This window comes from Flavobacterium granuli, assembly GCF_031456055.1.
Taxonomy (GTDB): domain Bacteria; phylum Bacteroidota; class Bacteroidia; order Flavobacteriales; family Flavobacteriaceae; genus Flavobacterium; species Flavobacterium granuli_A.
Map to the genome: position 1 here is coordinate 109,361 of NZ_JAVDTX010000005.1, position 26,049 is coordinate 135,409.

Genomic DNA, 26,049 nt, shown 5'->3' on the forward strand with positions numbered 1-26,049 from the left:
AATTGATTGTAGCGTGTGTTAGCGGTAGTTTTTGTTTAATATATTATTTCGGTATTAGGCAATTTTTTCTTTAATTCAATGATCTTCGCTTCTGATATTTCATTTCCTTTAATATTCAATCTTATTAGATTTTTTAAATTTTCAATACTTTTAGGTAAAAATTTTAATTTGTTATTCTCCAAATTCAATCTTTTTAAACTTTTTAAATTCCCTATATCTTCAGGAAGATATTCGAAGGCATTATTAGATAATAATAAATTTTGTAAATTTTGTAAATTATAAATTCCCATTGGCAGAGTCTTTAAATTATTATAATCAAGGGCAAGGACGGTCAAATTATTTAAGAGTCCAATTTCTTTAGGGATTTCCTCGAGATTATTTTTTTCTAACCCTAAATATTTTAATGATTTGAGATTCCCTATTTCTTTTGGGATGTAATCTATTCCATCAAATTTGTAAATAACACCTGCCATACTATAAGTACTAGCAGTTCCATCAATACTTAATCTCTCGAGATTACCTAGAGTAGCTATTGCTGTGGATACCTTTTTTAGGGGCATTCTTGATAAGTATAGTATTTTTAAGTTTTTTAATTTTCCTATTTCTTCTGGGATTATTGTAGTAAAATTGCTGTCATAACTAAAAAATGTTAAATTATCTATATCACAAAATCCAATTGGAAATTTGGTTAAGCTTACTTTACTAATGGATATGTATTCTAGAGATTTAAACTTTTTTACCTCTTCAGATAGATTTTTTAATTCAAATGAATTCTCGATTGTTAGACTTTTTATGTTTTTATTTATATTATATATATTATCTAATGGAAAATTTTTAATTCCATTCAATTCTAATTTACCCGTAAGTAATTGTTTCTCCAACAATTGCCTCTCCAATAATTTTTGCTCTGATATTTTGGAAAGATCTTCAACATATAGTTCTACTTTGCCTTCTTGTGCTAAAAGCGAGTTTGTATTTGTGACAAAAAGAAATAAAACTATTATGAATCTAATATTTTTCATTTAAAATGATATTTGTGATTAAAATTACCACTAACGTTCTGGCACTACAGCGGGTTTGGGACTAAATTAAGCCCTATTTTCGGATTAGCCAAATCATCCCAAGTACAAAACCAACTTTCCATTAAGCTAAATGCCCAAATCCGTTGTAGTGGCTGTTGGCAGTAGTTGTTATTCGTTCAGTTAAAGTCCATCTACTCTTTCAGACAACCAATTTTCATACTGTTTTTTGTAAAAGTCTTTAGTCTGTATATTTTTAAAAACAAAATCAATTCCACCATCATAAGGTGCAACGATTATGCTTTTGTTAATTGAAATAAAAAACGCTCTCAAATTGTCGTTTGCAATTTCTTTAAGCAATCTGTCGTGTTGATTTGAATTCCAAATTGTTTCGGCAAAAGCAGGCTTGTAAAAGTCTCCTTTATTGTAGTCTTCCGATTTAAAGTCAAACAAGTCAATATTGTCAAGTAATATGAAATCATAAGGTTTAAAAACGGCTTCTTCGTCAGCATTAAAGGTTGCATTTTCGTCCCAATTATATTCGCCTGTTACGAGTAAAATCTTTTCGTTTTCGCCAAAAATATCAGTGATTATTTGATTTTGTCTTTCCAATAAAATTTTCCATTCATTTTCACTTTCAGCATATCTTTTTGAATCAGGCAAACTATGAATTCTAAACCATCTTTCGGAATAATCTTTTTTAAATAAATACGAAATTGGTATCGTGTCAGGATACGTTAAAGTCCAAAATGTTTTAAATTCTTCTTTAGTCATTTTTCGGTTACAATTACTGCCAACGTCTTTGGTACTACAGCGGGTTTGGTACTAAATTAATCCCATTCTTCGGATTTGCCAAATCATTCAAATACAAAACCAACTTTCCATTAAGCCTATTGCCCAAATCCGTTGTAGTAGCTGTTATGCAACGTTATTCTACCGTTAAACTTCCGTCTTTGTATTTATAAAATTCGTCGTCAAGTTTATTTAGTTCGGCGTCTATTTTGTCGTCATATAATTCTTCAACTTCTCTTTTTCTTAGCTTTTCTATCAAATCATTTTCAGATATATGATTCGGATTGATTAGGTTAATTGCACTTTCAAGAAGTTTGGCAGTTTCAACTTTTCCATTTTTCTTTAACGCTTTTAAAGTTTCATAACAATTTTGACCAGAATTTATAAAGTATTGATTAAAGCCTCCATTATTAACTTCCATGTCTAATTCTTCAATGTTTGCTTTTGGATTTAGTTTTTCAACTTCGGTTCCTTTTAGTTGACTTTTTACATTTTCATAAGTGTCTACTTTTCCGCTTTCAGATGAATTCTTTTGTGCGCAACTTGATAAAGTTAATAGTAAAAATAAAAGTTGAATTTTAATCAAATGTTTCATAAAAGCAGTTTTTTATAATGTTGCATAACGTTCTGGCACTACAGCGGGTTTGGGACTAAATTAAGCCCATTCTTCGGATTTGCCAAATCATCCCAAATACAAAACCAACTTTCCATTAAGCAAATTGCCCAAATCCGCTGTAGTAGCTGTTATGCGTTCGGTTATTTTATTTAGGAGGAATTAAAAATCAAAAGTGATTTTGGACTTTCGGTTTTCCGATTAGAAACGTATCCATAATCACGATAAAAATGTTAGATTATTTGTTCAATAAATCGATTGTTTGAATGAATTGTTTATTCCTAAATAATAAAATATAAACTGAATTATGTTGCTTAACAATGCTATCTCCAATTTGTAAAACAACTTTTTGTTTTGGGAAATAATTATAAATTTCTGTTCCGTTAGAAAGTTTAATTATAGGTGATGCGTGCTCTTTATAATCTATGTATTTCTCAGTGATCGTACCGTTAAATTCCTCTTTTAAAACTTTATTTCTGACGTCATCATCGAAATAACCACTAAAACTTAGCACAATTATTAAAGTAAAAATAAACAGTATTAAGCCACCAACAATTATTTTGTCTTTTTTACTTAATATTTCATCAATGTTTCCCGTCATTTTTTTAAATTTCTTATTGGATGCAATGTGGTTTTATCTAACTGACGCATAACGTTCTGGTACTACAGCGGGTTTGGGACTAAATTAAGCCCATTCTTCGCATTTGCCAAATCATCCCAGATACAAAACCATTTTTCTATTAAGCCTATTGCCCAAATCCGTTGTAGTAGCTGTTATGCTTGGTGCTTTATTTATTTTTGATTCGATTAAGAACTTATCCAAAATCTTTTACTTAAACTCAAATTAGCGTAGTTATTTCGGTATTCAGTTTCATTTACCGATTCGATTATTATTCATGAGTTTCAATTGTTAAAATTACCCATTTGCTTCTTGTATTTCTAATTCACATTTTGGAATGATAAATTCTTCTACAGAGTTAATAAATGAAAAAAAAGCTAAAATATAGAGTATTAAATAAATCCGCAGGGCAATGCCTAATTTCAAAAAAAAATTAACTCTTTTTTCGCTCTTAATTTCTTGGATACATTTTGATAAAAAATAAATAAAAACAAAGATGAAGAAACAAATAAAAACAAAAGAAGAAAAAAGCGCTATGTAATTATTTGACTCATCTTTAAATTGATTAATAATTAAAAATTTTATTAAGGAATAACTAAAAGAAAAAAATAGAGCGGTAATAAAATAATAACTCCCCCATTTTAATTCTGATTGATATTTTCTTTTTGTTCTCTCAGTTTCCATTTACAGTTTTCTATGAATAGTTTATTAATATTTCTAATGCAATTTGAGTAGCATCGAGCATAACGTCTTGGCACTACAGCGGGTTTGGGATTAAATTAAGTCTATTCTTCGGATTTGCCAAATCATTCCAAGTACAAAACCATCTTTCCATTAAGCCCAATGCCCAAATCCGTTGTAGTGGCTGTTGTGCGACGTTACTTTAATTCACGAATATTTCTTGTTGTATTTTTTTTCTTAGTTTTAAATGCTTTTCCAATATCGTGTAAATTATATAATCCTCTTTTTGTTGAATTTTCTAATTGAAATCTTAAATCAGAAATAAGCTGATAATATTTTTTGCCTATATCTATTAGCTGAGCATTAGATTTTCCAGCAGTTTTTATATTTAAGTTGTAAAAAAGTTCGTTTAACTTTTCCAAATTCTCAGTAGTTTCATCATCTATCCACAGACTAAAACTAATAGCCATAACCATATTTTTTTGGAAATCGAAAAATTCAACATCACTATAAGAAAACATCATATGATAAGGTTTATTATCACTTTCATCTAGTACAACTGTTTTAAGAACTGCCAATTGACTTTCTATATATTGATATGCAACTAGTCTTTTCTTTAATATTTCTTTATAATACTCATTTTTGAAATCGAGTTTTTTGAGTTTAATAGAAATGATGTATGAGACAAGTACCGAAACTATTCCGGACACAAAAGTACTAGTCAAAATTAATTGGAGATTTTCCATATTTAGTTAGATTTTTAACCGTAAAAATTAGCAATGTCGCACAACGTCTTGGTACTACAGCGCGTTTGGGACTAAATTAAGCCCATTCTTCGGATTTGCCAAATCTCCCAAATACAAAACCATTTTTCCATTAAGCCTATAGCCCAAATCCGTTGTAGTAGCTGTTATGGGCAGTTGTTTTAATATTTTATCAAACATTTTTCATACACTTAAAACTGGAAGAAAAATCTAGATTAATCCTCATTATATATTCATCTTCACCAATAAATTCATCCAAGAATCTTTCAGAAAATCCGCTTCTTCCAGAACCCCTTGCTTTAATCAAAACATTGACAAGAGGATAAAATGTGCGTCTGTAACTACCCAAATTGCCAAGACGTTCATCATATTCAAGAGCTTCCTTAGTATCACAAATAATTAAAAAGCCACTACCTTTACTCATTCTTCGTACACATTCTAGTCGTCCAGTAAAACTTGCAATTTTACCGTTCTTACTAACTCTTCGGTCCGTGCGAAATAAAATAGGTCTTGTTGTTGGTAGATAATCTTTTAAAACAATATCCCAGACATCGAAAAAAGCTTTTCTTTTTCCAGCACGACCAGTACTAATCCATTCATAAATAAATGTTACTGTAGCGTCAAAAATGTCCGCATCTTTCTGTAAAATATCAATTAGATTTTGAGCTATTTCATTCTTTTGATTTTTTGATAATCGATATTGAAGTTCATCCATTGTTTCTTGATTGAGCGGAATCTTTTTTTACAATTGCCTATAACGTTCTGGTACTACAACGGGTTTGGGATTAAATTAAGCCCTGTTTTCAGATTTCCAAATCATCCCAAATACAAAACCAACTTTCAATTAAGCCAATAGCCCAAATCCGTTGTAGTAGCTGTTATAGCCTGTATTTTTTTACTGTTTAATGTCATAACCCTCTGGTAACTTTAGCGCAAAGCTTTTCATTTTCTCACGACTAATTTTATTAGTTATTTTATAATTTTCTTTTTCGAGAAACTGGATTAATATTGGATACTTATGTTTTTCATTTACATTAATAAGCTTTCCATTTACTAAATTGAAAAAATTAAAATTCCAATAACTGTGGTTTTGATAACTCGATAACTTCATTGTTATGATTTCGTAATTTCCATCATTATCAAAATCTCTTTCGCTACGATTATCACTTTGTTTATCATCAAATGAAACTTTCAAAAAGTTTTGGTTTGGCTGTTGAAAAAGATAAATGACTTTGACATTCATTAATGCAGTGCCATTTCCCATATACGGAACAATAATTTTTATATCACTCAATCCGTCTCCATTAAAGTCAGCAATTCTAACACTATCTAAAGCAATAGGATTGAAACCTATGTTTTCTGTAAAATTTTGAGTTTCTATATTGTTTTTGGAAATTTTGATAACAGAATTTTCAAACCAATGTTCTTTGAATGAATTCAATTGTATTGTTAAAGATTCGCCATTTTTAAAAAAGTCAGAAAAGGATATTGAGTTTTCAGCTTTTTTATCAGTTTCATTAGTTTTCCAATTGTTATAAGCTTTAAATTTTATAGCTGGATATTTTTCAAAGTCATATTGTCCGCTAGCAATTAACGGAAATAAAATAAAAAATGTGAATTTTAATACTTTGGTCATAAATATAGGCTATAACGTTCTGGCACTACAGCGGGTTTGGGGTTAAATTAAGCCCTATTTTCGGATTTGCCAAATCATCCCAAATACAAAACCATCTTTCCATTAAGCGCAATGCCCAAATCCGTTGTAGTGGCTGTTACCTGCAGTATCTCTTAGGTGATTATTTTTTGTTTTCTGTTATTATTCCGTTTTTAGTAATACTAAAAGTCCTTTCTTCAAAAATAGATTTCATTATTAACCAAACTTGATCTACTAACGAAAATTTTAAATCCGTGTTCCTTTCTGTTAATACACCTGTAAAAATTATCCCTTTAATTTTTACAGATGTATTAGTTCTTTTATTTAATAAACTTCCTTCTGAAATTTTATAACCTTTCATAATCGGTTGGAATATTCTCTTTTGCTTATGCAGTTCTTGTTGAAACATTTTTACATAATAATCGAAAGGAATTTCATCGCCATTAGATAAAATAATAACCGTTTTACTTAATTCAATTGTTTCCTTTTCTTTTTGAACTTTGTCAATTGCATCGATATCAATGCTCAATATTTCAGGACGAAGTAATGTAGATTTAATTTGAAAATCAATACCCATATCAACAGTTTTAGGTAATTTTTCATACAACAATTCTTCAGTTTCTCGCAATTCAACAAGCCCAATATTTTTATATTTGGCAAAGCTAATTCCATCTTGAGTAAATCCATTTTTGGAAACAATTACACCTTTGTTAATACCAGCATCTTCAATAATCTCTGATACTTTCATCACAATATCTTTGGTGATTTTTTCTTGCCAATATTTACATTCAATTGCTGTCTTGTAAGTATGAATTCCATCGGAAAGTTCTGTTAATACATCGATTTGATGGCTTACTCCAGATTTGCCAATAACTTTACAATTATTACCGTAGCCCTTTATTTTGACACCAGATTCTTTACCTAGTGTTTCATAAATGTATTTAGTAATCGCCTCATATTTTTTCCAATCTAAGTTATTGGTTTCAGACATTGTGTTCTAATTAAGATTTTGGTTATCAATATATTGCAGGTAACGTTCTGGTACTACCTTTAGATTTGCATAATAAATTATTCATAAATTTAAATTAACTTTCCATTGAGCCGATTGCCCAAATCCGTTGTAGTAGCCTGTTAGCAGTCGTGATTATTGATAAGTTTGAATTAGAACATCAGTTGGAATATGTAGAACTTTGTGTAGTTTTCTAATCATTTCAAGAGATAGCTTTCTTTTACGATTTAGAATTTCGCTTGCACGGCTTTTTAGGCCAACAATGTTTGCCAAATCATTTTGATTATAGCCCATCTGTTCCATTCTGAATTTAATAGCTTCTATTGGGTCTGGCAAACCAATTGGGAAGTGCTCATTTTCGTATTGGTCAATCAAAATCCCAAGCACTTCAAGTTCATCTCCTTCTGATGTGCCATTTTTTGCATCAAAAATCATTTCAAGTCTTTCAAGTGCTTGATTGTAATCTTTTACTGTTTTTATAGGTTTAATTTCCATAGCTATTAAATTTCGTTAGCGTTAATTTTGTCATACTCTGAATGCGTCCCAATGAATCGAATCCAAATCATTTGATAATCATAATTTATTTTGACGATTAATCTATAGTTGTTTCCTTTTATGTTGAAAACGACTCGACTATCATTCAAAATACTCGCGCTTGGGTATTCTTGCTTTATCTCATTTGGATTTTTCCATTCAGCTTTACTGGCCTCTTGAAACCAAGCCTTTAATTGTTGTTCACAATCTGCATGGGATTCCCAAAAATCTCTCAATATTTTTTTTGCAATTACTCTCAAGCGTTTCTATTTTTTTACAAAGATAATAAAAGTTCCCAAAACGGGAAGTTGTTTGGTGTTTTTTTTACAATGGGCTCATGACTACTATCGTCTTGGTACTACCTTTAGATTTGAATAATAAATTATTTCTTCTTTATACTTTCTTTCACTTCAAAAATATCCCTCTTTAATTCCAAGAACATTTCTGTTACATTTACAGGTTCTGAAATTTTGATTTTCCTGTCGTTTTGCCCAATATTGCATTTATACTCCCAAATCTCTAATATGTCTGAGGCTTTGACTTCATAGTTGGGATAAAGCCGATTGTCGGATTCCAAAACAAGTACGTTCTTTTTGTTTTTGTTTAAACGCTTGTAAACCATTCCCTCATTTTTAGTAATGAATATGTAGGTCTTGCCATCAAGTACTTCGCCTAGTGATTCTACATAACGACCAATAATAATAGAACCATCCTCATGGGGAGGCATCGAATCCCCCTCCACCGGAAATCCCCTGTGCTTGCCGACTCCTAAAAAAGGAAGTGAGATTTGCTGCAGGCTTTCAATATACTCGGGATCGGCATATCCATTCAAATAACCAGCCTTCACTTTTTGAGTAACGACTTCTATAAAATTCTCCCCTTCCCTATCCACCATAATGGGAAGCACCAATCGATTATTTTCCAATTTCAATAAATCCTGGGTGTCAATTTTCCGTACATCCACCGATAACAATAAATCAATACTGATATGGTAATAATGCGCTATTTTCTTTAAAATATCATACGGAGCTTCTGAGGTGCCATCTTCATACTTCACATACCTACCCCTTGTAATGCAAAGATTCTCGGCAAGTTTCTCTTGCGATATCTTCTGCTTTACCCGTAGGGTTCTGATGTTGTCTGAAAATAAGGACATAACGATTTTGTTACAATTTGTAACAGCAAATATATTAAAAAATGTTACAACCTGTACTAATTTTGTTTTCTACAAAAACAAAGACAAAATGATACGGGCAATTGTACACATGGATTTGGATACCTTTTTTGTATCCTGTGAAAGATTGGAAAATTCCCAATTAGAAGGGATTCCACTAATTATTGGTGGTGGTGATCGCGGTGTTGTAGCCTCCTGTTCTTATGAAGCACGTCATTTTGGTGTGCGCTCGGCAATGCCCATTAATATGGCGATGAGACTCTGCCCACAAGCCAAGATTGTCAAAGGGGATATGGAATTGTATTCCAAATTATCCCATGATGTAACCCAAGTGATTCAGGAAAAAGCACCCATAATGGAAAAGGCCAGCATTGATGAGTTCTATCTTGATATCACTGGTATGGATAAATTTCATGGCAGTTATAAATGGACGAATGAACTGGCACAATCCGTAATTAAAGAAACTGGATTGCCTATTAGCTTTGCATTGTCTGTCAATAAAACGGTTTCTAAAATAGCCACAGGGGAAGGCAAACCAAGAGGAAATTTAGAAATATCCGAAAATGATGTACGGTCTTTTTTAAACCCTCTATCCATCCAAAAGATCCCCATGGTGGGTAATGTCACTTTTCAGCTTTTATCCCGAATCGGAATTCGCACCATACAAACACTCTCAGAAATGCCAGCCGAAGTGCTCCAGCGCATGATTGGCAAAAATGGTCTGGAGATTTGGAAAAAAGCTAATGGCATTGACAACAGTCCCGTAGAACCCTATACTGAGCGAAAATCCATTTCCACCGAGCATACTTTCTCCCAGGACACTATCGACATTACAAAACTCAAATCGGTATTAATGGGCATGGTGGAAAAGCTTGCCTTTCAACTCCGTTCCGAACAGTGGCTAACCTCAACGATAGTGGTTAAAATACGCTATGCCAATTTTGACACCGAAACCAAACAATGCAAAATAGCCTATACCTCAGCAGATCATATCCTAACCAGAAATGTAACCGATCTCTTTGACAAACTCTATCAGCGCCGCATGCGTCTTCGTTTAATAGGCATCCGTTTTAGCGGACTGGTCAGGGGAACCTATCAAATCAATCTCTTTGAAGACACTCAGGAAATGCTGTCCCTTTATGCCGCCATGGACAAAATGAAGAGCCGCTATGGTTTTGATGCAGTCATGCGTTGTGCCGGTGCATCCTTTAAACCCAACACCAAAGACGAAATTTTAAAACGTAAATCTTAGCATTAAAACATAAATCCAGCCCATGTACCTCAACTGTCATTCTTTTCATTCCTTACGGTATGGCACCATTCCCCTTGAAGAACTCATTGGGCAGGCTGTCAACTGTGGAGTTAAGGCCATGGCTCTTACCGATATCAATACCGTAACTGGAATATATGATTTCATAAAAGGATGTAATGCCGTAGACATTAAACCCATTGTAGGCATGGAGTTTCGTTGTGGACACCAATTGCGGTATATTGGTCTGGCCAAAAATTCCAATGGACTCGCCGAAATGAACCGTTTTCTTACTGCACACAATTTCAGTGGAGAGCCCTTGCCTATTACCGCACCTGAATTCAATGATGTATCTATAGTGTATTCTTTGGAACAGGCCCCTGCAACACTTATGGAAAATGAGTACATTGGAATTCGACCTGAAGAACTTCCCAAGCTATTTCTGTTGGAATGGAAAAACAAAATTTCGAAAATGGTTATCTTCCAACCCGTTACTTTTCGAACAAAAAGAGAGTTCAACCTGCATAAGATTTTGCGTGCTATAGATACCAACAGCATCCTATCCAAACTGACTTCGTCTGATTATTGCAAAACCTCTGAAGTTATGTTACCCTTGGAGTCCCTTTTACAGGCCTACGAAGAGTATCCCGAAATTATTTCCAATACTCAAAAAGTAATGGAGGCCTGCAATTTTAAATTTGAATTCAATACCCCCAGAAATAAAAAGTTTTATACCACCAATCAGCAAAGAGACTTGGCTCTATTAACCACCCTGGCCTACCAAGGACTTTTATGGCGCTACGGCAAAGAGAACATTCTGGCAAAGGCAAGAGTTGAAAAAGAACTTAAAGTAATTGACCAACTGCAGTTCAGTGGTTATTTTTTAATCACTTGGGATATTATTCGATACAGCAACAGCCGTGGATTTATGCACATTGGTCGCGGTAGTGGTGCCAATAGCATCGTTGCCTACTGTTTGGGGATTACAGATATCTGCCCACTAGAACTTGATCTATATTTTGAACGCTTTCTGAATCTCAACCGCAAAAGTCCTCCCGATTTTGATATTGATTGGAGCTGGAAAGAACGTGATGTCATTTTAGAATATATTTTTAATCGCTATGGAGCGGACCATGTGGCTTTTTGTGGCACCAATGTGGAATTCAAATACCGATCTATTTTTCGCGAAGTGGGCAAAGTCTTTGGATTGCCTAAAGAAGAACTCGACAGACTCGCCAAGAACCCCATGAAATTACACGACAGCAACAGTATTGTGAAATTGGTGCAGGAATACGGTATGTTGTTAGAAAGATACCCAAACCAACGAAGTATGCATTCCTGTGGGATTATAATCTCCGAAGAGCCCATTACCAATTATACTCCATTGGAAATGCCTCCCAAGGGATTTCCAATTGTTCTTTTTGACATGCACATTGCCGAAGATATCGGCTTCGAAAAATTTGACATCCTGAGCCAGCGCGGTATCGGACATATTGATGACAGCATGAAACTCATTGAGAAAAACAGGGGAATCCGAGTGAATATCCGTGACACTTCTCTCTCTAAAGACGAAGCTTTAGCCAATGTTTATTTGGCACAGGGCAAAACCATTGGATGCTTTTATATTGAGAGCCCAGCCATGCGTGGATTACTGAGACGTCTCAAATGCGATAATTACAAAACATTGGTCGCTGCCTCATCCATTATTCGTCCAGGTGTGGCACAATCCGGTATGATGAAAGAATATATTTTCCGTCACAACCATCCCGACAGATTCGAATACTTTCATGAAGTATTTAAACAACAGCTTGGGGAAACCTATGGCATTATGGTCTATCAGGAAGATGTCATTAAAATTGCCCTTCACTACGGTGGTCTTCCCGCTGCTGATGGCGATATTCTGCGTAGGGCAATGAGTGGCAAAGGACGCTCCAAAGAGGCGCTGCAAAAGGTAAAGGACAATTTCTTCGCCTGCTGTGCTCAAAAAGGACATCCCTTGGCTCTTAGTGAGGAAATATACAGACAGATTGAATCCTTTGCGGGTTACTCGTTCTGTAAGGCGCATTCTGCTTCCTATGCCGTGGAAAGCTATCAAAGCCTGTATCTTAAGGTTTATTACCCTATTGAGTTTATGGTGGCCGTAATCAACAATCAGGGTGGCTTTTACAGAACCGAAGTCTATGTGCACGAAGCGCGTATGGCCGGAGCCACCATCAATAATCCTTGTGTAAACAAAAGCGAATACGAAACCACGCTCTATGGCACCGACGTTTATTTGGGTTTTATGCACCTGCAAAGTTTGGAATCCAAAATGGCATATTTCATAGTATCGGATCGCAACAAAAATGGTGACTTTCAGTCTTTAGAAGATTTTATTAACCGTATCCCAATGGGCATTGAAGGCATTAAAATATTGATTTTTATTGGGGCTTTTCGCTTTACTGGTAAATCCAAAAACCAGTTGTTGGTCATCGCCAGTTTACTCTTAAACAATTTTAAACCCGAAAACAGAAACCTATTGTTGATACAGGAGCCAGTCAAAGAATACAAACTCCCAACTCTGGAGCGTTCTCAGTTTGAAGATGCTTTTGACGAAATTGAACTACTAAGTTTCCCCGTTTCCTGTACCCCCTTTGATCTCTTGCAGACTAAATCACGCGGAGACATAATGGCCAAGGATCTTCTCGCCTGTCATAAAAAACAGGTACGAATGCTGGCCTATCTCATTTCAAGAAAACAGGTGCCTACCAAAAGAGGAACCATGTATTTTGGAACTTGGATTGACCATGAAGGTTCCTATTTTGATACGGCTCACTTTCCCGACAGTCTAAGTCAATACCCTTTTCTAGGAGGTGGCTGTTATCTGCTCCTGGGCACAGTAGAAGTGGATTTTCATTTTCCCACCATTACCATAACCAAAATGGCCAAAATGCCTTTTATCGCCGACCCTAGATATATGGATTCCAAAGACCAGTTCAAAACACAAAGCCAAATCAAGGAAGATGTCAGCAGTACCCATCGTGCTCCTTATCCACAGGGACATGAGATTAATATCCCTAGGCATAAAATGCATTCTTGATGTAATTTTATAAACTATACCCTGATTTTTTTTGTAATTTTATTAATAACTTTATTTTCAATAAATACTATCAAAATGGCTAACTCTACTACTACTTTAATGCGTTTTTTAGAGGCACAAAACAAAATGTATCTCACCGCTTTTTCTGAAATTGAAAAAGAAAAAAAAGAAACTCATTGGATGTGGTTCATTTTTCCCCAAATAAAAGGATTGGGTCACAGCGATACTGCCAATTATTATGCAATTAGCGATCTAAAAGAAGCCGAAGAATTTCTGCAGCATCCTATATTGGGTAAACACTTTATAGAAATTACAACACTCTTACTTCGTTTGAAACATAAATCTGCGGAAGCAATATTTGGAGATTTAGATGCTCTTAAATTACGCTCTTCCATGACTCTTTTTGCTTCGGCAAAAAATACAAATCTTGTATTTCAAGAAGTATTGGATGCTTATTTTGCCGGACAGTTTGATCCCCTTACTTTATCCATTATTAATTCAAAATTAAATAGACCTATTGAACAAAAAATGTAATAATCTAACCATTATATCTCAATAGAATATTTAACAGCTGAATTAGGTCAAGAGTTCATTATGGAATCGAGATGGGATTAAGAAAAAAATACATAACCTAGAAAAGAAAAAGCATCAGTCCTCCAATGTTCCTATAAAATCAATCATATCAAGTTTAATGAGTTCCCAGTGTCTCCCCCTGAGACACAGCGGTTCAAAATCATCATCAGCTTGAGTGAAATCTGTGAATTTCTCTATCAGCAACTCTCTTTCATGGGTATAAGGATACCTTTTTTCATGCAGGGCAAACATTTCATTGATGGTAAAATCATCTTTTAACTGATCAATATCCTAAAAGTCTTTTTTCCTTCCTGTTCTTTGCACCACATCGAGTTTCATAGCAGTAATCTCTTTTTTACTTGCTAGCCGTAGATCTTCCGCCAGCATCAAATCCTCTAAAATAGCTTTCAAAAGCGTTACACCCGTATTAAAATGTATCGCCATAATTATTGATTTATAATCTTATAATGGCATTAACGGTCTTATGTCCATAAAAACGGATAACCTCCTTTTTTTCAGTTTCATTCCCGCGCTCAAAAACTCTCTTAATTACCGCCTTTTTTTGTTTGTGCCAATCTATCTTTTTGATGTCTGTATCCCAAAAAAGAACGGAACGAAGCTGTCCTAGATCAGGATGTTCGTTTTCTATATCTTTATTTTCTTTCTTCTTCTGTTGCTCTATATCATAATATACCTGCAGAACCATGAAATATCCCTCCTCCATAGAGAGCAGCTTTTCAATCTTCATTGCCAATGCTATATTCATTCTTCGCCTGCCTTTGGTAATAGCCGTTAAGGTCTGCGGAAATTCTCCCATTGAAATCGCAAATTGTCCTTTGCCAAGCTTACATTTCCTAAGCTCACGCTCCAGAACATAACCCGGATGAATTCCCTTAATAGTGTCAAGTGTTTTTTTCATAACAAAAAAAAATTGTATTCAATCTTATTTTAAAACTTTCATTTATGTTTGTTTTATTTCATTCTTTCAAAAACCAAAAAACAAGTACACCAACTGTTTACCTTAAGATCATTTGCAAAAAAATGCAGACCACAATACAACTGACTCAAAATAAACATCTTACAATTTCAGCATCTTATTTTATTCATTACGATTCAATGCCTCATAAAAAGACTACTTATTAATTAAAAACACCTGATTTTGAACTTAAAAGGGGCAAATTTATTAATTCCTTAAAATTTAGTATTAAATTTGCAACGTTTAAAAGTAAATTATATCGATAAAATACATTTTTTATTAAAAATAATAATCTTTAACCTATAAAATGTTTTATTTTTTTATTATAATTAAAGAATAAAACAAACAGATTTTATAAAAAGAATCTACAAAATAGATAAAATGGGTAAAAATACAAATACCGGGCATTACAGTATTCCAACATTTCTAAATTCAACAACTAAAATTGTTGTCAGTACAGCAATACTATATTTTCTAATTGCCAAATTATCCCTATATATATTTGTTACCGATATTAATATACTTCCTTTTTTCCCAGCTATTGGTTTTGCAATAGCCGCATCCCTACTTTTAGGACGAAAAGCAATTTTTGGAGTGGTAATAGGCTGTCTTATGTTTTCCGCTAGTTTATATAAAAACGATTTTCAAAATGCCTCAACATTTGATGAACTTATTAAACCTTTGTCCTTATGTATCATAAGACCAATTATAGCCTACCTAAATACGTTTCTTGTTTCTTATTTGACACAATTGTGGTGCAAAACCAAATACCCTTTTGATAGTGCAAAAAATGTCATATTTTTTACTTTAGCTGGTTTACTGGGAACTTTTACAAGTGTTAGCATTGGTTTTATTCCACTTGCAATGACATCCTTTTTCTCATTGGATAATTGTATTTTAATTTGGAGCAACATTCTCAGGGGAAATACTTTAGGCATTATTGTGTTTACCCCATTCGTACTCTCTTTATTATATAAAACGAAAGATTTTATCACATGGACAGCAGCAAAAAAAGCGGAAGCCTTTATCCTGATTCTTTTTACGCTATTCGCAACAATATTTATTTTTGAAACACGTGCCAACAACGAATCCATTCTTTTCTTTTTATTGATATGGGCAGCCTGCCGATTTGGGATGAAAGTCATTACACTAGTGACCTTAATTATCACAATCATAGCCACATATTGTACAGGCCATCTGCTGGGCGGATTTGTTTTTAGTGGTTGGAATAGTGATTTATTCATGTTGCAATTGTTCTTGTTTGTAAATATGGTCTCTGTCCTGTTTTTAAAAGCTATTTTAAAAGAGAAAGAAAATAAAGAGACTAATTTAAAAATAAGTCAGCAAACACTCAATCTAAAGAATAACATTTTAGAAACCACAATCGAAAGCCCAAAAGGCATCTTTATCTATTCCTTGGATAAAAATTACAGAATACTAAGCTGCAATTCCCTCAAAAAAGAGGTAATGAAAAAAGCATATTCCGTTGAGTTAAAAATCGGAAAATCAATACTCGAATGTATAAAAGACAAAGCTAACCAAGAACGCTACATTAATTTTTGCAAATTGGCTTTTTACGGAAAAGATGTGATTTTTGAAGACCAATTTCCAAATCAGACACAGTATTGGCAAATAAAAGTAAGCCCTATTTATGATGACCAAAAAAAAATAAAAGGAATAACAGTCGTAGGTATTGACATAACCGAACGAATAGAAGCCGAAAATAAGATAAAAGCAAGCCAAGAGAAGCTGGGCCTTAATAACAGCATTCTTCAGGCAACCATTGAAAGCCCGAACGGAATCAGCATTTTCTCATTGGATACTAGTCTAAATTATATAAATTTCAATTCGACACATACGCGTTATATGAAAAACGTACAAGGAGCCGAAATAAAAATGGGTGACAATCATCCTGAATTATTTTCAAACGCTGTCCACAAAGAAGAAATCACCACAAGATTTCTGGAAGTGTTAAAAGGTAAAACGTACTCTTTCGAAGAAAAACATTCAGAAGAAGAATATCTGAACATTTCTAACTCCCCAATCAAAGACAACAAGGGTAAAATTATTGGGATTACCACCATTATCACCGACATTACCGAATTAAAATTAAAAGAAATACAGTTAGAGAAGAATAACTATTCTCTTAATGAACGGATTAAAGAACTCGGTTGCTTATTTGATATTTCAAAAATCATTAGCAACAAAGTACTTTCTAAATTGGAAAAAATGGAGGCTTGTGTTCAAGCTATCCCAAAAGCATTACAATTTCCTGAAATTGCCAATTGTCATATCCAAATGTTTGGAGATGAATATTTTTCTGCCAATTATCAACAAAGCGATTATTTCCTTAAAGAAACGATTACCGTAAATGGGGAGAATTGTGGCTATATCAAAATTGGTTATTCTACTACGGAAGAACTAAAAAAAGAAAATCTTTTTTTAGACGAAGAAATTAAATTGTTGGAAGCATTATCCGATATTCTTTCCAGATCGATGGAAAGAAAATTGGCCGAAGAAAAGCTAAAAATAAGCGAAGAGAAATTCCGTTCTATTTATGAATCTTTTGATGATGTCTATTTCAAAAAAAACATAGAAGGTACCCTATTAGACGTAAGTCCCTCGGTAGAGAAACATTTCAAGATGAGCAGGGAGTCTGTGATTGGCCAAAACGCTTACGACTTTTATGCTGACCGCGCAGAGGGTGAAAGCTTTTATAAAACTGTCTTAGAAAAACAGGAAGTCAATGATTATGAAGAGCGTTTTTTAATGCCTAATGGTGAAATTATCTATTTCTCTGTCAATGCAAAAGTAATTTACAATTCCGATGGTGAACCTGCCTACTTTGAAGGAACCATGCGTAACGTAAACGAACGAATCCTCAATCGAAAAAAGCTGCTCGAAGTAACCGAAAAAATCAAGGAAAGCGAGAAAAAATACAGAACCATTTTCGAAAGTGTGCGAGACACATTTTTTAGGGCATCGGCCAAGGATTATAAAATAATAGACATTAGCCCGTCTTGCACTTATTTTGATTTAAAACAAGAAGAAATAATAGGGAAATCAATTCAAGAATTTTATCATAATCCGGAAGACCAGCAAATAGTTCTAAATGAGCTTATGCAAAATGGGGAAATAAAAAATTATGATGCTAAATTTTTGATCAATTCCAAAACATATAATGTTTCCATAAACTCCAAAATTTTATTGGATGAAAACAATAATCCCGAATTTGTGGTTGGATCTTTCCGAGATATTACAGCTCGTATTCAGGCAGAAGAAAAACTAAAGATTAGCGAGGCAAAATTCCGATCTATTTTTGAAAATTTTGAAGACGTTTATTTTAGAACAACTATGGACGGAACGGTTCTTGATGTCAGTCCTTCATTTGAAAAACATTTTCTTAGACCTTGCTCATACGCTTTAGAAAATTCAGTTTTTGATTTTTATTATGACAAACAAGACAGAAAGTCTTTATTGAATAAATTAAAAAATGAAGGGCAAGTTAGGGATTCTGACATTCGATTTATAGATGGAGAAGAAAACATAGTGTTTTTTTCAGTAAATGCCCGTTTAGTATATGATGAAAATGGAAATCCAATTTTCATAGAAAAATCCATGAGAAATGTTAATGACCGTATTGGGACTCAAAAAGAAATTTTGATAAAAAACAGACAACTAGAATTTCAAAATATTGAATTGGAACAGTTTGCCTATATTGCATCACACGATTTACAGGAGCCATTGATCACCGTAATTCAATGCATAGATATGCTTCAACAGGAACTTGTCGAAAATTTAGATGAGGACCAAAAACAGTATTTACAATTCATTAATAGCTCAACATCCCGTATGCAATTATTGGTAAAAGGACTATTAGATTACTCTAGAATTGGGAAGGAAAGAAAAACCAGCAGTATTAACTGTAATGAAATTGTTGCCAATGTCCTTTCGGATATGAACTCCAGCCTAAAAGAAAGCAATGCCATTATCGAATATGAAAGCCTGCCTATCATCGAAGGTAATACTACCGAAATAAGGCAACTGTTCCAAAATATGATTAGTAATGCCAATAAATTTCGAAAAAAAGATCAACAACCAAAAATAAAAATAGCGGCTGTAAAACAAGAAAATAACTGGCTGTTTTCAATCGCAGACAATGGAATAGGAATTGAAGAGAAAGATATTAATAAGGTATTTGTGATTTTTAAACGATTGAAAAATCGCAATGACTATCAAGGAACTGGAATAGGATTATCACATTGCAAAAAAATCATAGAACAATATAAAGGAAAGATTTGGGTCGAATCGGAACCTAATCAAGGAAGTATATTCAAATGGACATTCCCTATTGAACTACATTAATACCACACAAGAAATAACTTAAATACAAAAACAACTATCAAACAATGGAAAAAATGGAAAAAAAATTAGACTGTATCTTATTGGTCGATGATGATTTTGCCACCAATTTCATTAACAAAAGAATCATACAAAAAATCAACATTACTGAACATATCCAAGTAACATTAAATGGTAAAGAAGCCATTGACTATCTTAGCAAACAAGGTAAATTTGAATCCGCAGTTAATGAATTCCCGCTACCTCAATTGATTTTATTGGATATCAATATGCCTGTTATGGATGGCTGGGAATTTATACAAGCCTATAAAAGTTTGGATTTGGAAAACAAAGACGATATCGTTGTTGTGATGCTCAGTAGTTCATTTAACCCTGCGGACAAAGCCAAAGCAGAATCCATAGCAGAAATCGCAGATTTTAAACAAAAGCCTATAAGTAAAGAGGCTCTTATTGAAATTATTGAGACCTATTTTCCAAAATTAGTTAAACAAGTGTTCTCTGAAAAAGTTTAATTTATCAAATTACTACTAAGATCTAAAGACACTATAAAGTTATTTTTAGAAAACCTTCACTAATGCGTTTGTATCAACTCAGGATAAACCTCCCTGCAAATACAAGTCTTATTTTTGACCTAAATGGATATTTGTCCACGCAGAGCAATAAAATACGCTACTAGCGGGAAAGCAATTGAAGGATGTATGATCCTCTGACAAAAACACATACCAACCTTACCAAAAAAAGTAGTAACCCGCTGGAACAACAACACTACTACCGATGCTCACCATCAATTTATCACTTATCGCAATCCGGGTGGGAGCTCCGATGGCAAGAATATATCATTGCGTGACACCAATGATATATGCCTAGTGCATTGATGGTTCTTCCTCCTTGCTCCTGCATTAAATCCTCTAAAATAGCTTTCAAAAGCGTTACACCCGTATTAAAATGTATCGCCATAATTATTGATTTATAATCTTATAATGGCATTAACGGTCTCATGCCCATAAAAACGGATAATCTCCTTTTTTTCAGTTTCATTCCCGCGCTCAAAAACTCTCTTAATTACCGCCTTTTTTTGTTTCTGCCAGTCTATCTTTTTGATATCAGTATCCCAAAAAAGAACGGAACGAAGCTTTCCCAGATCTGGATGCTCGTTTTCTATATCTTTATTTTCTTTCTTCTTCTGTTGCTCTATATCATAATATACCTGCAGAACCATGAAATATCCTTCCTCAATGGAGAGCAGCTTTTCAATCTTCATTGCCAATGCTATATTCATTCTTCGCCTGCCTTTGGTAATAGCCGTTAAGGTCTGCGGAAATTCTCCCATTGAAATCGCAAATTGCCCTTTGCCTAACTTACGTTTCTTAAGCTCACGCTCCAGAACATAACCCGGATGAATTCCCTTAATAGTGTCAAGTGTTGTTTTCATGATGTAAAAGTAAACAATTTTGTTTACACAGTAATGTTAAATGTTTGATAATAGGTGAAATGAAGAAATAATTAGGATAACATTTTCATTCGAAACGGCATAAAAAGGCAGCCAAGATAGTGCCCGAAGTATACTGCATGCGCATAATGGCTCCGCTTCGCTTCCCCACCCTTCGGGACTTATAGCACTCCGTATCCTCCAAAGCGGCCACTTGGTTCTTGCTTTCTTTTTTACCGTTTTTTCTTTTGAAAACATTTTTGCAAAAAACAAGGAGAAAGAAATTTTAAAAAAAGTAATCATTAAAATTTTGAATCATGGAAATCACAGGACGTATTACAAAAGATGCCACAGTGCATAAAATCGGAAATGAAAAACAAGTGGTTAATTTCTCCATTGCCATCAATGACAGTTACAAACCAAAAGGGAGCACAGAATTTAAAGCCATTGTAACCTATGTGGACTGTTCCTATTGGCTAAATGCTAAATCTGCTGACTGGCTTAAAAAAGGAGCGTTAGTTCAACTCTTCGGGCGTATTGGACTGAGTGTGTACAGCTCTAATGACGGTAAGGCTTTGGGCAGTTTGACTTTTCACATCAATAGCCTTAAAATTTTGGTCTTTGCCAAAAAAGAACCCTCCGTTTCCATTCCTGTAAACTTCAAACAGCAACAGTCCTCAGAGAATCCCGACGACCTGCCTTTTTAATCTTATGTATCAATTTTTAAAACATCAACGCCAAACAACAATAGTATGAAAGCCTTTAAAAAATCAGCCTACCGAGAATATGAAGTAAGCGCCGAGTTTAACGAAATAATTTTAAGCCACACAGAAAGCTACAACGGTACTAAAAAAGAGCAGTTAAAATCGTTCTTCGAAGATTTGCAACATAGTGGTTGCATCAGCGGTATGATAAGCGAATTTATATATCATAATGACTGCAAAGCATTTTACATTAAACACCTCGAAGATTTAGAAGCCTTTAAAAATGATTTGGAAGAGTCATTGGGAGAGCCTATTGCAAACCGTTACAAACTGCCTCACTATACTTTTTTATGTTGGCTTTGCTTTGAAGAATACTGTTATGACATCTATAGAAACACTTTCGAATAATTATTTTTTTTAAATCAAACACTTCCTATTATGAAAGCTTCTGACCCTTTTAAATCCATTTTAGAAAATTATCTGCAAGAAACTGCGCTAAGCGACACTGCCTTTGCTTCAAGCCTTAGCAAGGTTTCCAAGAACATAGACAACTGTCTAAATTATATTTTCAACGAAGTAAAAAAAACCGGCCTATGTGCCTTTGCAGATTCAGAAATCTATGCCTTGGCGGTCAAATATTATACTGATGATTCTATTTCCTCACCCGCACCAATGAACTTCAAAGCAGTGATAAAACAGTCTGAAAAGGCTGATTTATTCACTCCTGTAGCGACCACTCAAAGCATCGTGCACGAAACTGCAGTAAAACAAACAATAAAACCCGCACAGACCACCCTAACACTCTTTGACTTATGAAAGCAAATACTATCGCAGAGAAGCAAATCACTGCCCTAAGCCAATCCCTTGAGCCTATCACATCAAAGATACAGAGATGGGCAGAGCAGAAAATTTTTCTTAAATGGGGCGTTCTCTCAAGAGGAAAATTTCATTGTCTTGACTGTGCGCATTCTTGGAAACCTGAATCTGAAAAACAATCAGTGAAATTTATAAAATGTACTGCCTGTAATGGAAAACTAAAAATGCATGGATGCAATCAAGTGCATTTTAAAGAAATAGAATATTACGCAGTAGTGACTACGGTATCTGAATTTCAAGTAGTACGCATAATATGCTCACACAAACAGATGAAAAAAAACTGTCTCCCTACCTATTGCCATAAAGAAGTAATGCAGCATTGGATAAACCCAAAAGGAGAAGTACGAACAATGTCACTCAGTACCAATGCGTTTTCGCATGCTTATGATTCATGGCAATATTATGCTTCGCTTGAAATTCGCCCAAAGGATTTTAAGAATTCGCAAAAATACCGTATCAATCCATATAAAGTGTATCCACAGATTAAAGTACTACCTATCCTAAGACGAAACGGTTTTAAAAAAGCATTTTATGATATAGCACCTCAAGTTTTGCTTACAGCACTTTTAAAAGATTCCTGCGCTGAAACGCTGCTAAAATCTGGGCAGACTTCCCTACTCCGCTATTATCTACAGTCTCCGAATCAACATATCCAACGCAATTGGCAGGCGGTAAAAACGGGCTTGAAAAGCAACTATGCCGTTTGCGATTTTGGTATTTGGGAGGATTATATCGACCTACTACGATGGTTCAAAAAAGACCTCAGTTCTCCACTTTTTGTATGTCCGAGTGATTTAAACGCAGCCCATGATAAATTGGTGCAGAGAAAACAAGAGTTGCAGAGAAAAGAATATCTTATAAAAATGCGCTCCGAAATGGAGCAGGCACAGATTCTATACGCGCAGGAAAAAAAACAGTTTTTCGGGCTTTCTTTCTCAGAAGCAGACATCACTATTACAGTACTTGAAAATGTAACGGAATTTATGCAGGAGGGAGACAATTTAAAACACTGCGTATTCACTAATGAATATTTCAAAAAGAATGATGCCCTGCTGTTCTCTGCCCGTATAAATAATCAACCTATTGAAACCATAGAGGTCTCTCTTTCTAAAATGGAAGTAACCCAATGCCGTGGAATGAAAAATAATAATTCAAAACATCATAAGGTCATTCTGAATCTTATGAAAAAAAATCTCTACCAAATTAGCTCCCGAATGAAGAAGGAGAAAGTTATAAAAACCTAAAAGCGGAAAAACCGAAGTTTCTTCGGTTTTTCCGTATAGCATGATCCAGAAACTATAATGATTGCTTGCTTCTCAAAAGATTTATTATTGCTGTTTTTATTTAATATATAATATTTAAGAACACTTTATCCTCTGTAAAGAGCTTGGAGTTCATACCTAAAATGGACACAGAAACACAAGATCTTTAGCGTTTGGAATAAAAAAAATACAAAAACCAAGGCAATGTACACATTAGATATCAGAACAACAAAGAGGTGGCTGTACCCCCCTTCAGTTGCAGCTTTGAACTAAAAAGCTATTAACGAATTTAATAAACTAACTAATTACAAAGCAATTGGTGCAGCAAGGCAACTTTCAGGAATATCAAACCCTTTTACTAAAGAAACTGCATCCGGCCTTATTTCCCAGCAAAGCTGATTTACCATTTTACGAATGGCCTTTGTTTTTACAGCTTCCATATAGCCATCTTCAAGATACCAGCCTTTATTTCTTTCAATCTGCGAGAGTGCATATAATTGACTCAACTTCGATACTACTTCCTTACACTTCTTATCCTTGATAGATTTTATGGCAGTTAGAAACTGTTCAAGGATTATTCGTTCCAGATAAGCTTGGGAAACATCAGCCATTTGATGCTGTACCACATTGTATGCATCATAAGGCTCAAGTCCGCTATCAATCAGTTTTTTTATCCGTTTTGCCAATGAAGCCAATGTTGCTTTTTCCCTATACTCAAAAGCATTCAAATGAAACTCATTATCAAGTAAATGGTCATCATCCGTTTTTCGGGTTACAATCGGATTTTTTTCAGAAATTAGAGTCTTCGCATTCTCATAAACGTAATTAATAATCCCCATAGTACTCATTTCACCAAAAGATTTCCGGAACTCAGATAGGCGGCTTTTGGTTACCAATTGCATCAATACGGTATTGTCTCCTTCAAAAGTGGTGTAAATTTCAGTATCATTTTTTAAAGTATCAATACGATTTTCTGATAAATATCCTTTTCCGCCACAGGCTTCTCGACATTCCTGCAGAATATCCCTTGTACTCCAAGTTACATAGGCTTTCATTCCGGCAGCAAGGGCTTCGATTTCCTGCATTTCAGACTCCTTTCTGTCTATGAAACGATTGGTTACATATTGCAGCGCAAAATGTATCGCATATGTTTTTGCAAGCAATGGAATTAATCTGCGTTGGTGCATACGATAATTCAAGATTGGAACTTCAGATCCTCCTTCAGGTCCAAATTGCCTGCGCTGGTCACTATATATAATTGCTATTGTTAATCCTGATTTAGCTGCAGCCAATGCAGATCTCGGAATTCCAATCCTTCCGCCTACCAATGTGCCAAGCATGGTAAAGAACCGTCTGTTGTCACTTGGAATTGGACTTTCAAATTTCCCTTTTTCATTTATCCAGGCGAACCGATCAAGCATATTATCTTTTGGAATAACAACGTTTCCAAAACGGATTGTCCCATTATCAACGCCATTAAGCCCCATTTTCAGCCCACAATCACCAATAGTAATACCTTTCAGTATTTTACCGTTTGTATCGCGCAACGGAACGATAAAAGCATTAATACCATAATCATTACCCTCAATTATTAATTTTGCAAATACTGTAGCCATTTGACCATGCTTTGCTGCGTTCCCAATGTATTCTTTCTGTGCATTTTCATTCGGCGTGTGAATGGTAAATGTTTGGTCATTGTGATTATAGGTTGCCGTTGTTTCAAGTCCTTTGACATTCGATCCATGATGAGTTTCCGTCATTGCAAAGCAACCTGGCAATTTCAGTGTACCAATATCCTTTAAGTATTTACTAAAATGTTTTTCCGTACCAAGAGATTGTATGCTCATTCCCCAAAGTCCAAATTGTACGCCAAATTTGATAACTAAACTCAAATCGTGATAACTCAGAGTTTCCATGATCGCAAAATAATCAGCTATGTTTTCTCTTCCACCATATTTCTTTGGGAAAGCCCTATTTCCAAAATTTTCTTTGGCAAGGATTTTACACCAATCATATACTTTTTCTCTATAGACATCAGTATCAGTTGAAGTTTCATATGCAAATTCCGGTCGGCTGATAACTGATTTTACTTTCTTGATAATTGCAGCCTGTTTTCCATCCAGAATTTGTGTTAGTTTTTTTGTACTGAACCGATTTACAGACTGATAATTTGAAGTAAAAATATTTGTAGTTTCCCTAAAATTCCCAATAGCTTCTTCTCCTAAAATTCCGAGATCATTTTCAAGTTTTATAAAAGCTGGTTTCTGATCCTTTATGATTTTGTCATTTTTTGAAAGCACAATGGAAATACCAAGAATGGATCTGATTGAAGGTTTTAACTGAATTACTTTCTCGATTTCATATTTCCAATCCGTAAGTTCTTCTCGCGACGGCGGATCCAAAATATTTATTTTTGAAAAAAGTAATTCTTTTTCTTTTTGGGAAATCCAATTCTGAAAATTGATGAACTCTTGTAAAGTAAAAAATTCTTTTTGAGTTAAAATGTCATCTGACCATACGAGATAAAAAAAAGGAATGAAGGCCTTAAGTTTTGGATTTTCCATAGTTCACTCTAAATAAAAATTTAACCTCCGTTAAGTTACTGAAATTTAACGACTAAAGTTATGGAATATTACAATGGAATTATCTCTTGATACAGCAACTTTAGCGTGCATTTCAA

The 26,049-nt window shown here is 34.3% G+C and carries 27 protein-coding genes; 9 read left to right on the plus strand and 18 right to left on the minus strand.

The genetic code is table 11. The features are described from left to right. Positions 1-35 precede the first annotated feature (35 nt). The 12 genes from J2W95_RS11470 to J2W95_RS11525 form a co-directional block, all read right to left on the minus strand. The gene (locus J2W95_RS11470) at positions 36-1,022 is read right to left on the minus strand and encodes a leucine-rich repeat domain-containing protein (RefSeq protein ID WP_310007080.1); all 987 of its coding nucleotides are present in this window, start codon (positions 1,020-1,022) and stop codon (positions 36-38) included. 180 nt (positions 1,023-1,202) lie between these two features. Next, positions 1,203-1,793 (minus strand): DUF3885 domain-containing protein, encoded by a 591-nt coding sequence (locus tag J2W95_RS11475; RefSeq protein WP_310007082.1) that lies wholly within the window; start codon positions 1,791-1,793, stop codon positions 1,203-1,205. 154 nt (positions 1,794-1,947) lie between these two features. Then, positions 1,948-2,406 (minus strand): DMP19 family protein, encoded by a 459-nt coding sequence (locus J2W95_RS11480; protein ID WP_310007084.1) that lies wholly within the window; start codon positions 2,404-2,406, stop codon positions 1,948-1,950. Positions 2,407-2,662: 256 nt separating this feature from the next. Next, positions 2,663-3,025 carry a hypothetical protein gene (locus tag J2W95_RS11485; RefSeq protein WP_310007087.1) on the minus strand — a complete coding sequence of 121 codons (363 nt, stop codon included), beginning with the start codon at positions 3,023-3,025 and terminating at the stop codon, positions 2,663-2,665. 315 nt (positions 3,026-3,340) lie between these two features. After that, complete coding sequence (locus J2W95_RS11490) at positions 3,341-3,727, minus strand: hypothetical protein (RefSeq protein ID WP_310007089.1); 387 nt, start codon at positions 3,725-3,727, stop codon at positions 3,341-3,343. A 194-nt stretch (positions 3,728-3,921) separates the two neighbouring features. Further along, the gene (locus tag J2W95_RS11495) at positions 3,922-4,470 is read right to left on the minus strand and encodes a hypothetical protein (RefSeq protein WP_310007091.1); all 549 of its coding nucleotides are present in this window, start codon (positions 4,468-4,470) and stop codon (positions 3,922-3,924) included. A gap of 190 nt (positions 4,471-4,660) precedes the next feature. Beyond that, on the minus strand, positions 4,661-5,203 hold the full coding sequence (locus J2W95_RS11500; RefSeq protein ID WP_310007093.1) for a hypothetical protein: 543 nt from the start codon (positions 5,201-5,203) through the stop codon (positions 4,661-4,663). 180 nt (positions 5,204-5,383) lie between these two features. Continuing rightward, positions 5,384-6,124 carry a hypothetical protein gene (locus J2W95_RS11505; protein WP_310007095.1) on the minus strand — a complete coding sequence of 247 codons (741 nt, stop codon included), beginning with the start codon at positions 6,122-6,124 and terminating at the stop codon, positions 5,384-5,386. 160 nt (positions 6,125-6,284) lie between these two features. Beyond that, a complete protein-coding gene (locus J2W95_RS11510; RefSeq protein WP_310007097.1) occupies positions 6,285-7,133 on the minus strand; it encodes a restriction endonuclease in 849 nt (282 codons plus the stop codon). 153 nt (positions 7,134-7,286) lie between these two features. Beyond that, positions 7,287-7,646 (minus strand): helix-turn-helix domain-containing protein, encoded by a 360-nt coding sequence (locus tag J2W95_RS11515; RefSeq protein WP_310007099.1) that lies wholly within the window; start codon positions 7,644-7,646, stop codon positions 7,287-7,289. 5 nt (positions 7,647-7,651) lie between these two features. Then, a complete protein-coding gene (locus J2W95_RS11520) occupies positions 7,652-7,945 on the minus strand; it encodes a type II toxin-antitoxin system HigB family toxin (RefSeq protein ID WP_310007101.1) in 294 nt (97 codons plus the stop codon). A gap of 122 nt (positions 7,946-8,067) precedes the next feature. After that, positions 8,068-8,841 (minus strand): XRE family transcriptional regulator, encoded by a 774-nt coding sequence (locus J2W95_RS11525; RefSeq protein ID WP_310007103.1) that lies wholly within the window; start codon positions 8,839-8,841, stop codon positions 8,068-8,070. An 88-nt stretch (positions 8,842-8,929) separates the two neighbouring features. On the opposite strand from J2W95_RS11525, the gene dinB reads away from it, so the two are divergent. From dinB to J2W95_RS11540, 3 genes are all read left to right on the plus strand, one after another. Continuing rightward, entirely contained in the window at positions 8,930-10,111 is a 1,182-nt protein-coding gene (gene dinB / locus J2W95_RS11530) for a DNA polymerase IV (protein WP_310007105.1), read from the plus strand. Between the two features lie 22 nt (positions 10,112-10,133). Continuing rightward, on the plus strand, positions 10,134-13,187 hold the full coding sequence (locus J2W95_RS11535; RefSeq protein ID WP_310007107.1) for a DNA polymerase III subunit alpha: 3,054 nt from the start codon (positions 10,134-10,136) through the stop codon (positions 13,185-13,187). A 75-nt stretch (positions 13,188-13,262) separates the two neighbouring features. Further along, positions 13,263-13,721: a DUF1810 domain-containing protein gene (locus J2W95_RS11540; RefSeq protein ID WP_310007108.1), complete on the plus strand. Its 459-nt coding sequence runs from the start codon at positions 13,263-13,265 to the stop codon at positions 13,719-13,721. Between the two features lie 114 nt (positions 13,722-13,835). Here the strand turns inward: J2W95_RS11540 and J2W95_RS11545 are convergent, their stop codons facing one another. From J2W95_RS11545 to J2W95_RS11555, 3 genes are read right to left on the minus strand one after another with little or no spacing between them, the layout of a single operon-like run. After that, the gene (locus J2W95_RS11545; protein ID WP_310007110.1) at positions 13,836-14,012 is read right to left on the minus strand and encodes a hypothetical protein; all 177 of its coding nucleotides are present in this window, start codon (positions 14,010-14,012) and stop codon (positions 13,836-13,838) included. Between the two features lie 39 nt (positions 14,013-14,051). After that, entirely contained in the window at positions 14,052-14,204 is a 153-nt protein-coding gene (locus J2W95_RS11550; protein ID WP_310007112.1) for a hypothetical protein, read from the minus strand. Positions 14,205-14,214: 10 nt separating this feature from the next. After that, positions 14,215-14,679, minus strand: coding sequence for a helix-turn-helix transcriptional regulator (locus J2W95_RS11555; RefSeq protein WP_310007114.1), 465 nt, complete (start codon positions 14,677-14,679; stop codon positions 14,215-14,217). A 438-nt stretch (positions 14,680-15,117) separates the two neighbouring features. On the opposite strand from J2W95_RS11555, the gene J2W95_RS11560 reads away from it, so the two are divergent. Further along, on the plus strand, positions 15,118-19,101 hold the full coding sequence (locus J2W95_RS11560; RefSeq protein ID WP_310007116.1) for a PAS domain S-box protein: 3,984 nt from the start codon (positions 15,118-15,120) through the stop codon (positions 19,099-19,101). 53 nt (positions 19,102-19,154) lie between these two features. Further along, the gene (locus J2W95_RS11565) at positions 19,155-19,610 is read left to right on the plus strand and encodes a response regulator (protein ID WP_310007118.1); all 456 of its coding nucleotides are present in this window, start codon (positions 19,155-19,157) and stop codon (positions 19,608-19,610) included. Between the two features lie 455 nt (positions 19,611-20,065). Here J2W95_RS11565 and J2W95_RS11570 read toward each other — a convergent pair whose 3' ends face one another. Together J2W95_RS11570 and J2W95_RS11575 are read right to left on the minus strand one after the other, a co-directional pair. Then, positions 20,066-20,530 carry a helix-turn-helix transcriptional regulator gene (locus tag J2W95_RS11570; protein WP_310007120.1) on the minus strand — a complete coding sequence of 155 codons (465 nt, stop codon included), beginning with the start codon at positions 20,528-20,530 and terminating at the stop codon, positions 20,066-20,068. 36 nt (positions 20,531-20,566) lie between these two features. Next, entirely contained in the window at positions 20,567-20,785 is a 219-nt protein-coding gene (locus J2W95_RS11575; RefSeq protein WP_310007122.1) for a hypothetical protein, read from the minus strand. Positions 20,786-20,844: 59 nt separating this feature from the next. Between J2W95_RS11575 and J2W95_RS11580 the strand changes: the two genes are divergently transcribed. From J2W95_RS11580 to J2W95_RS11595, 4 genes are all read left to right on the plus strand, one after another. Continuing rightward, positions 20,845-21,234 (plus strand): single-stranded DNA-binding protein, encoded by a 390-nt coding sequence (locus tag J2W95_RS11580; protein ID WP_310007123.1) that lies wholly within the window; start codon positions 20,845-20,847, stop codon positions 21,232-21,234. A 45-nt stretch (positions 21,235-21,279) separates the two neighbouring features. Beyond that, positions 21,280-21,639, plus strand: a complete 360-nt coding sequence (locus tag J2W95_RS11585) for a DUF7222 domain-containing protein (RefSeq protein ID WP_310007125.1) — start codon at positions 21,280-21,282, stop codon at positions 21,637-21,639. 30 nt (positions 21,640-21,669) lie between these two features. Further along, on the plus strand, positions 21,670-22,047 hold the full coding sequence (locus J2W95_RS11590) for a Cas9 inhibitor AcrIIA9 family protein (protein ID WP_310007127.1): 378 nt from the start codon (positions 21,670-21,672) through the stop codon (positions 22,045-22,047). Between the two features lie 182 nt (positions 22,048-22,229). Beyond that, positions 22,230-23,351: a PcfJ domain-containing protein gene (locus J2W95_RS11595; protein WP_310007128.1), complete on the plus strand. Its 1,122-nt coding sequence runs from the start codon at positions 22,230-22,232 to the stop codon at positions 23,349-23,351. A gap of 323 nt (positions 23,352-23,674) precedes the next feature. On the opposite strand, the gene J2W95_RS11600 is transcribed toward J2W95_RS11595, so the two are convergent. After that, complete coding sequence (locus J2W95_RS11600; protein WP_310007130.1) at positions 23,675-25,933, minus strand: acyl-CoA dehydrogenase family protein; 2,259 nt, start codon at positions 25,931-25,933, stop codon at positions 23,675-23,677. Between the last annotated feature and the right edge of the window lie 116 nt (positions 25,934-26,049).

Bases quoted from the DNA above. Each gene is read 5' to 3' on its own strand.
- J2W95_RS11470 (WP_310007080.1), bottom strand. From the start codon at position 1,022: ATGAAAAATATTAGATTCATAATAGTTTTATTTCTTTTTGTCACAAAT.
- J2W95_RS11475 (WP_310007082.1), bottom strand. From the start codon at position 1,793: ATGACTAAAGAAGAATTTAAAACATTTTGGACTTTAACGTATCCTGAC.
- J2W95_RS11480 (WP_310007084.1), bottom strand. From the start codon at position 2,406: ATGAAACATTTGATTAAAATTCAACTTTTATTTTTACTATTAACTTTA.
- J2W95_RS11485 (WP_310007087.1), bottom strand. From the start codon at position 3,025: ATGACGGGAAACATTGATGAAATATTAAGTAAAAAAGACAAAATAATT.
- J2W95_RS11490 (WP_310007089.1), bottom strand. From the start codon at position 3,727: ATGGAAACTGAGAGAACAAAAAGAAAATATCAATCAGAATTAAAATGG.
- J2W95_RS11495 (WP_310007091.1), bottom strand. From the start codon at position 4,470: ATGGAAAATCTCCAATTAATTTTGACTAGTACTTTTGTGTCCGGAATA.
- J2W95_RS11500 (WP_310007093.1), bottom strand. From the start codon at position 5,203: ATGGATGAACTTCAATATCGATTATCAAAAAATCAAAAGAATGAAATA.
- J2W95_RS11505 (WP_310007095.1), bottom strand. From the start codon at position 6,124: ATGACCAAAGTATTAAAATTCACATTTTTTATTTTATTTCCGTTAATT.
- J2W95_RS11510 (WP_310007097.1), bottom strand. From the start codon at position 7,133: ATGTCTGAAACCAATAACTTAGATTGGAAAAAATATGAGGCGATTACT.
- J2W95_RS11515 (WP_310007099.1), bottom strand. From the start codon at position 7,646: ATGGAAATTAAACCTATAAAAACAGTAAAAGATTACAATCAAGCACTT.
- J2W95_RS11525 (WP_310007103.1), bottom strand. From the start codon at position 8,841: ATGTCCTTATTTTCAGACAACATCAGAACCCTACGGGTAAAGCAGAAG.
- dinB (WP_310007105.1), top strand. From the start codon at position 8,930: ATGATACGGGCAATTGTACACATGGATTTGGATACCTTTTTTGTATCC.
- J2W95_RS11535 (WP_310007107.1), top strand. From the start codon at position 10,134: ATGTACCTCAACTGTCATTCTTTTCATTCCTTACGGTATGGCACCATT.
- J2W95_RS11540 (WP_310007108.1), top strand. From the start codon at position 13,263: ATGGCTAACTCTACTACTACTTTAATGCGTTTTTTAGAGGCACAAAAC.
- J2W95_RS11545 (WP_310007110.1), bottom strand. From the start codon at position 14,012: ATGTTTGCCCTGCATGAAAAAAGGTATCCTTATACCCATGAAAGAGAG.
- J2W95_RS11550 (WP_310007112.1), bottom strand. From the start codon at position 14,204: ATGGCGATACATTTTAATACGGGTGTAACGCTTTTGAAAGCTATTTTA.
- J2W95_RS11555 (WP_310007114.1), bottom strand. From the start codon at position 14,679: ATGAAAAAAACACTTGACACTATTAAGGGAATTCATCCGGGTTATGTT.
- J2W95_RS11560 (WP_310007116.1), top strand. From the start codon at position 15,118: ATGGGTAAAAATACAAATACCGGGCATTACAGTATTCCAACATTTCTA.
- J2W95_RS11565 (WP_310007118.1), top strand. From the start codon at position 19,155: ATGGAAAAAAAATTAGACTGTATCTTATTGGTCGATGATGATTTTGCC.
- J2W95_RS11570 (WP_310007120.1), bottom strand. From the start codon at position 20,530: ATGAAAACAACACTTGACACTATTAAGGGAATTCATCCGGGTTATGTT.
- J2W95_RS11575 (WP_310007122.1), bottom strand. From the start codon at position 20,785: ATGTTTTCAAAAGAAAAAACGGTAAAAAAGAAAGCAAGAACCAAGTGG.
- J2W95_RS11580 (WP_310007123.1), top strand. From the start codon at position 20,845: ATGGAAATCACAGGACGTATTACAAAAGATGCCACAGTGCATAAAATC.
- J2W95_RS11585 (WP_310007125.1), top strand. From the start codon at position 21,280: ATGAAAGCCTTTAAAAAATCAGCCTACCGAGAATATGAAGTAAGCGCC.
- J2W95_RS11590 (WP_310007127.1), top strand. From the start codon at position 21,670: ATGAAAGCTTCTGACCCTTTTAAATCCATTTTAGAAAATTATCTGCAA.
- J2W95_RS11600 (WP_310007130.1), bottom strand. From the start codon at position 25,933: ATGGAAAATCCAAAACTTAAGGCCTTCATTCCTTTTTTTTATCTCGTA.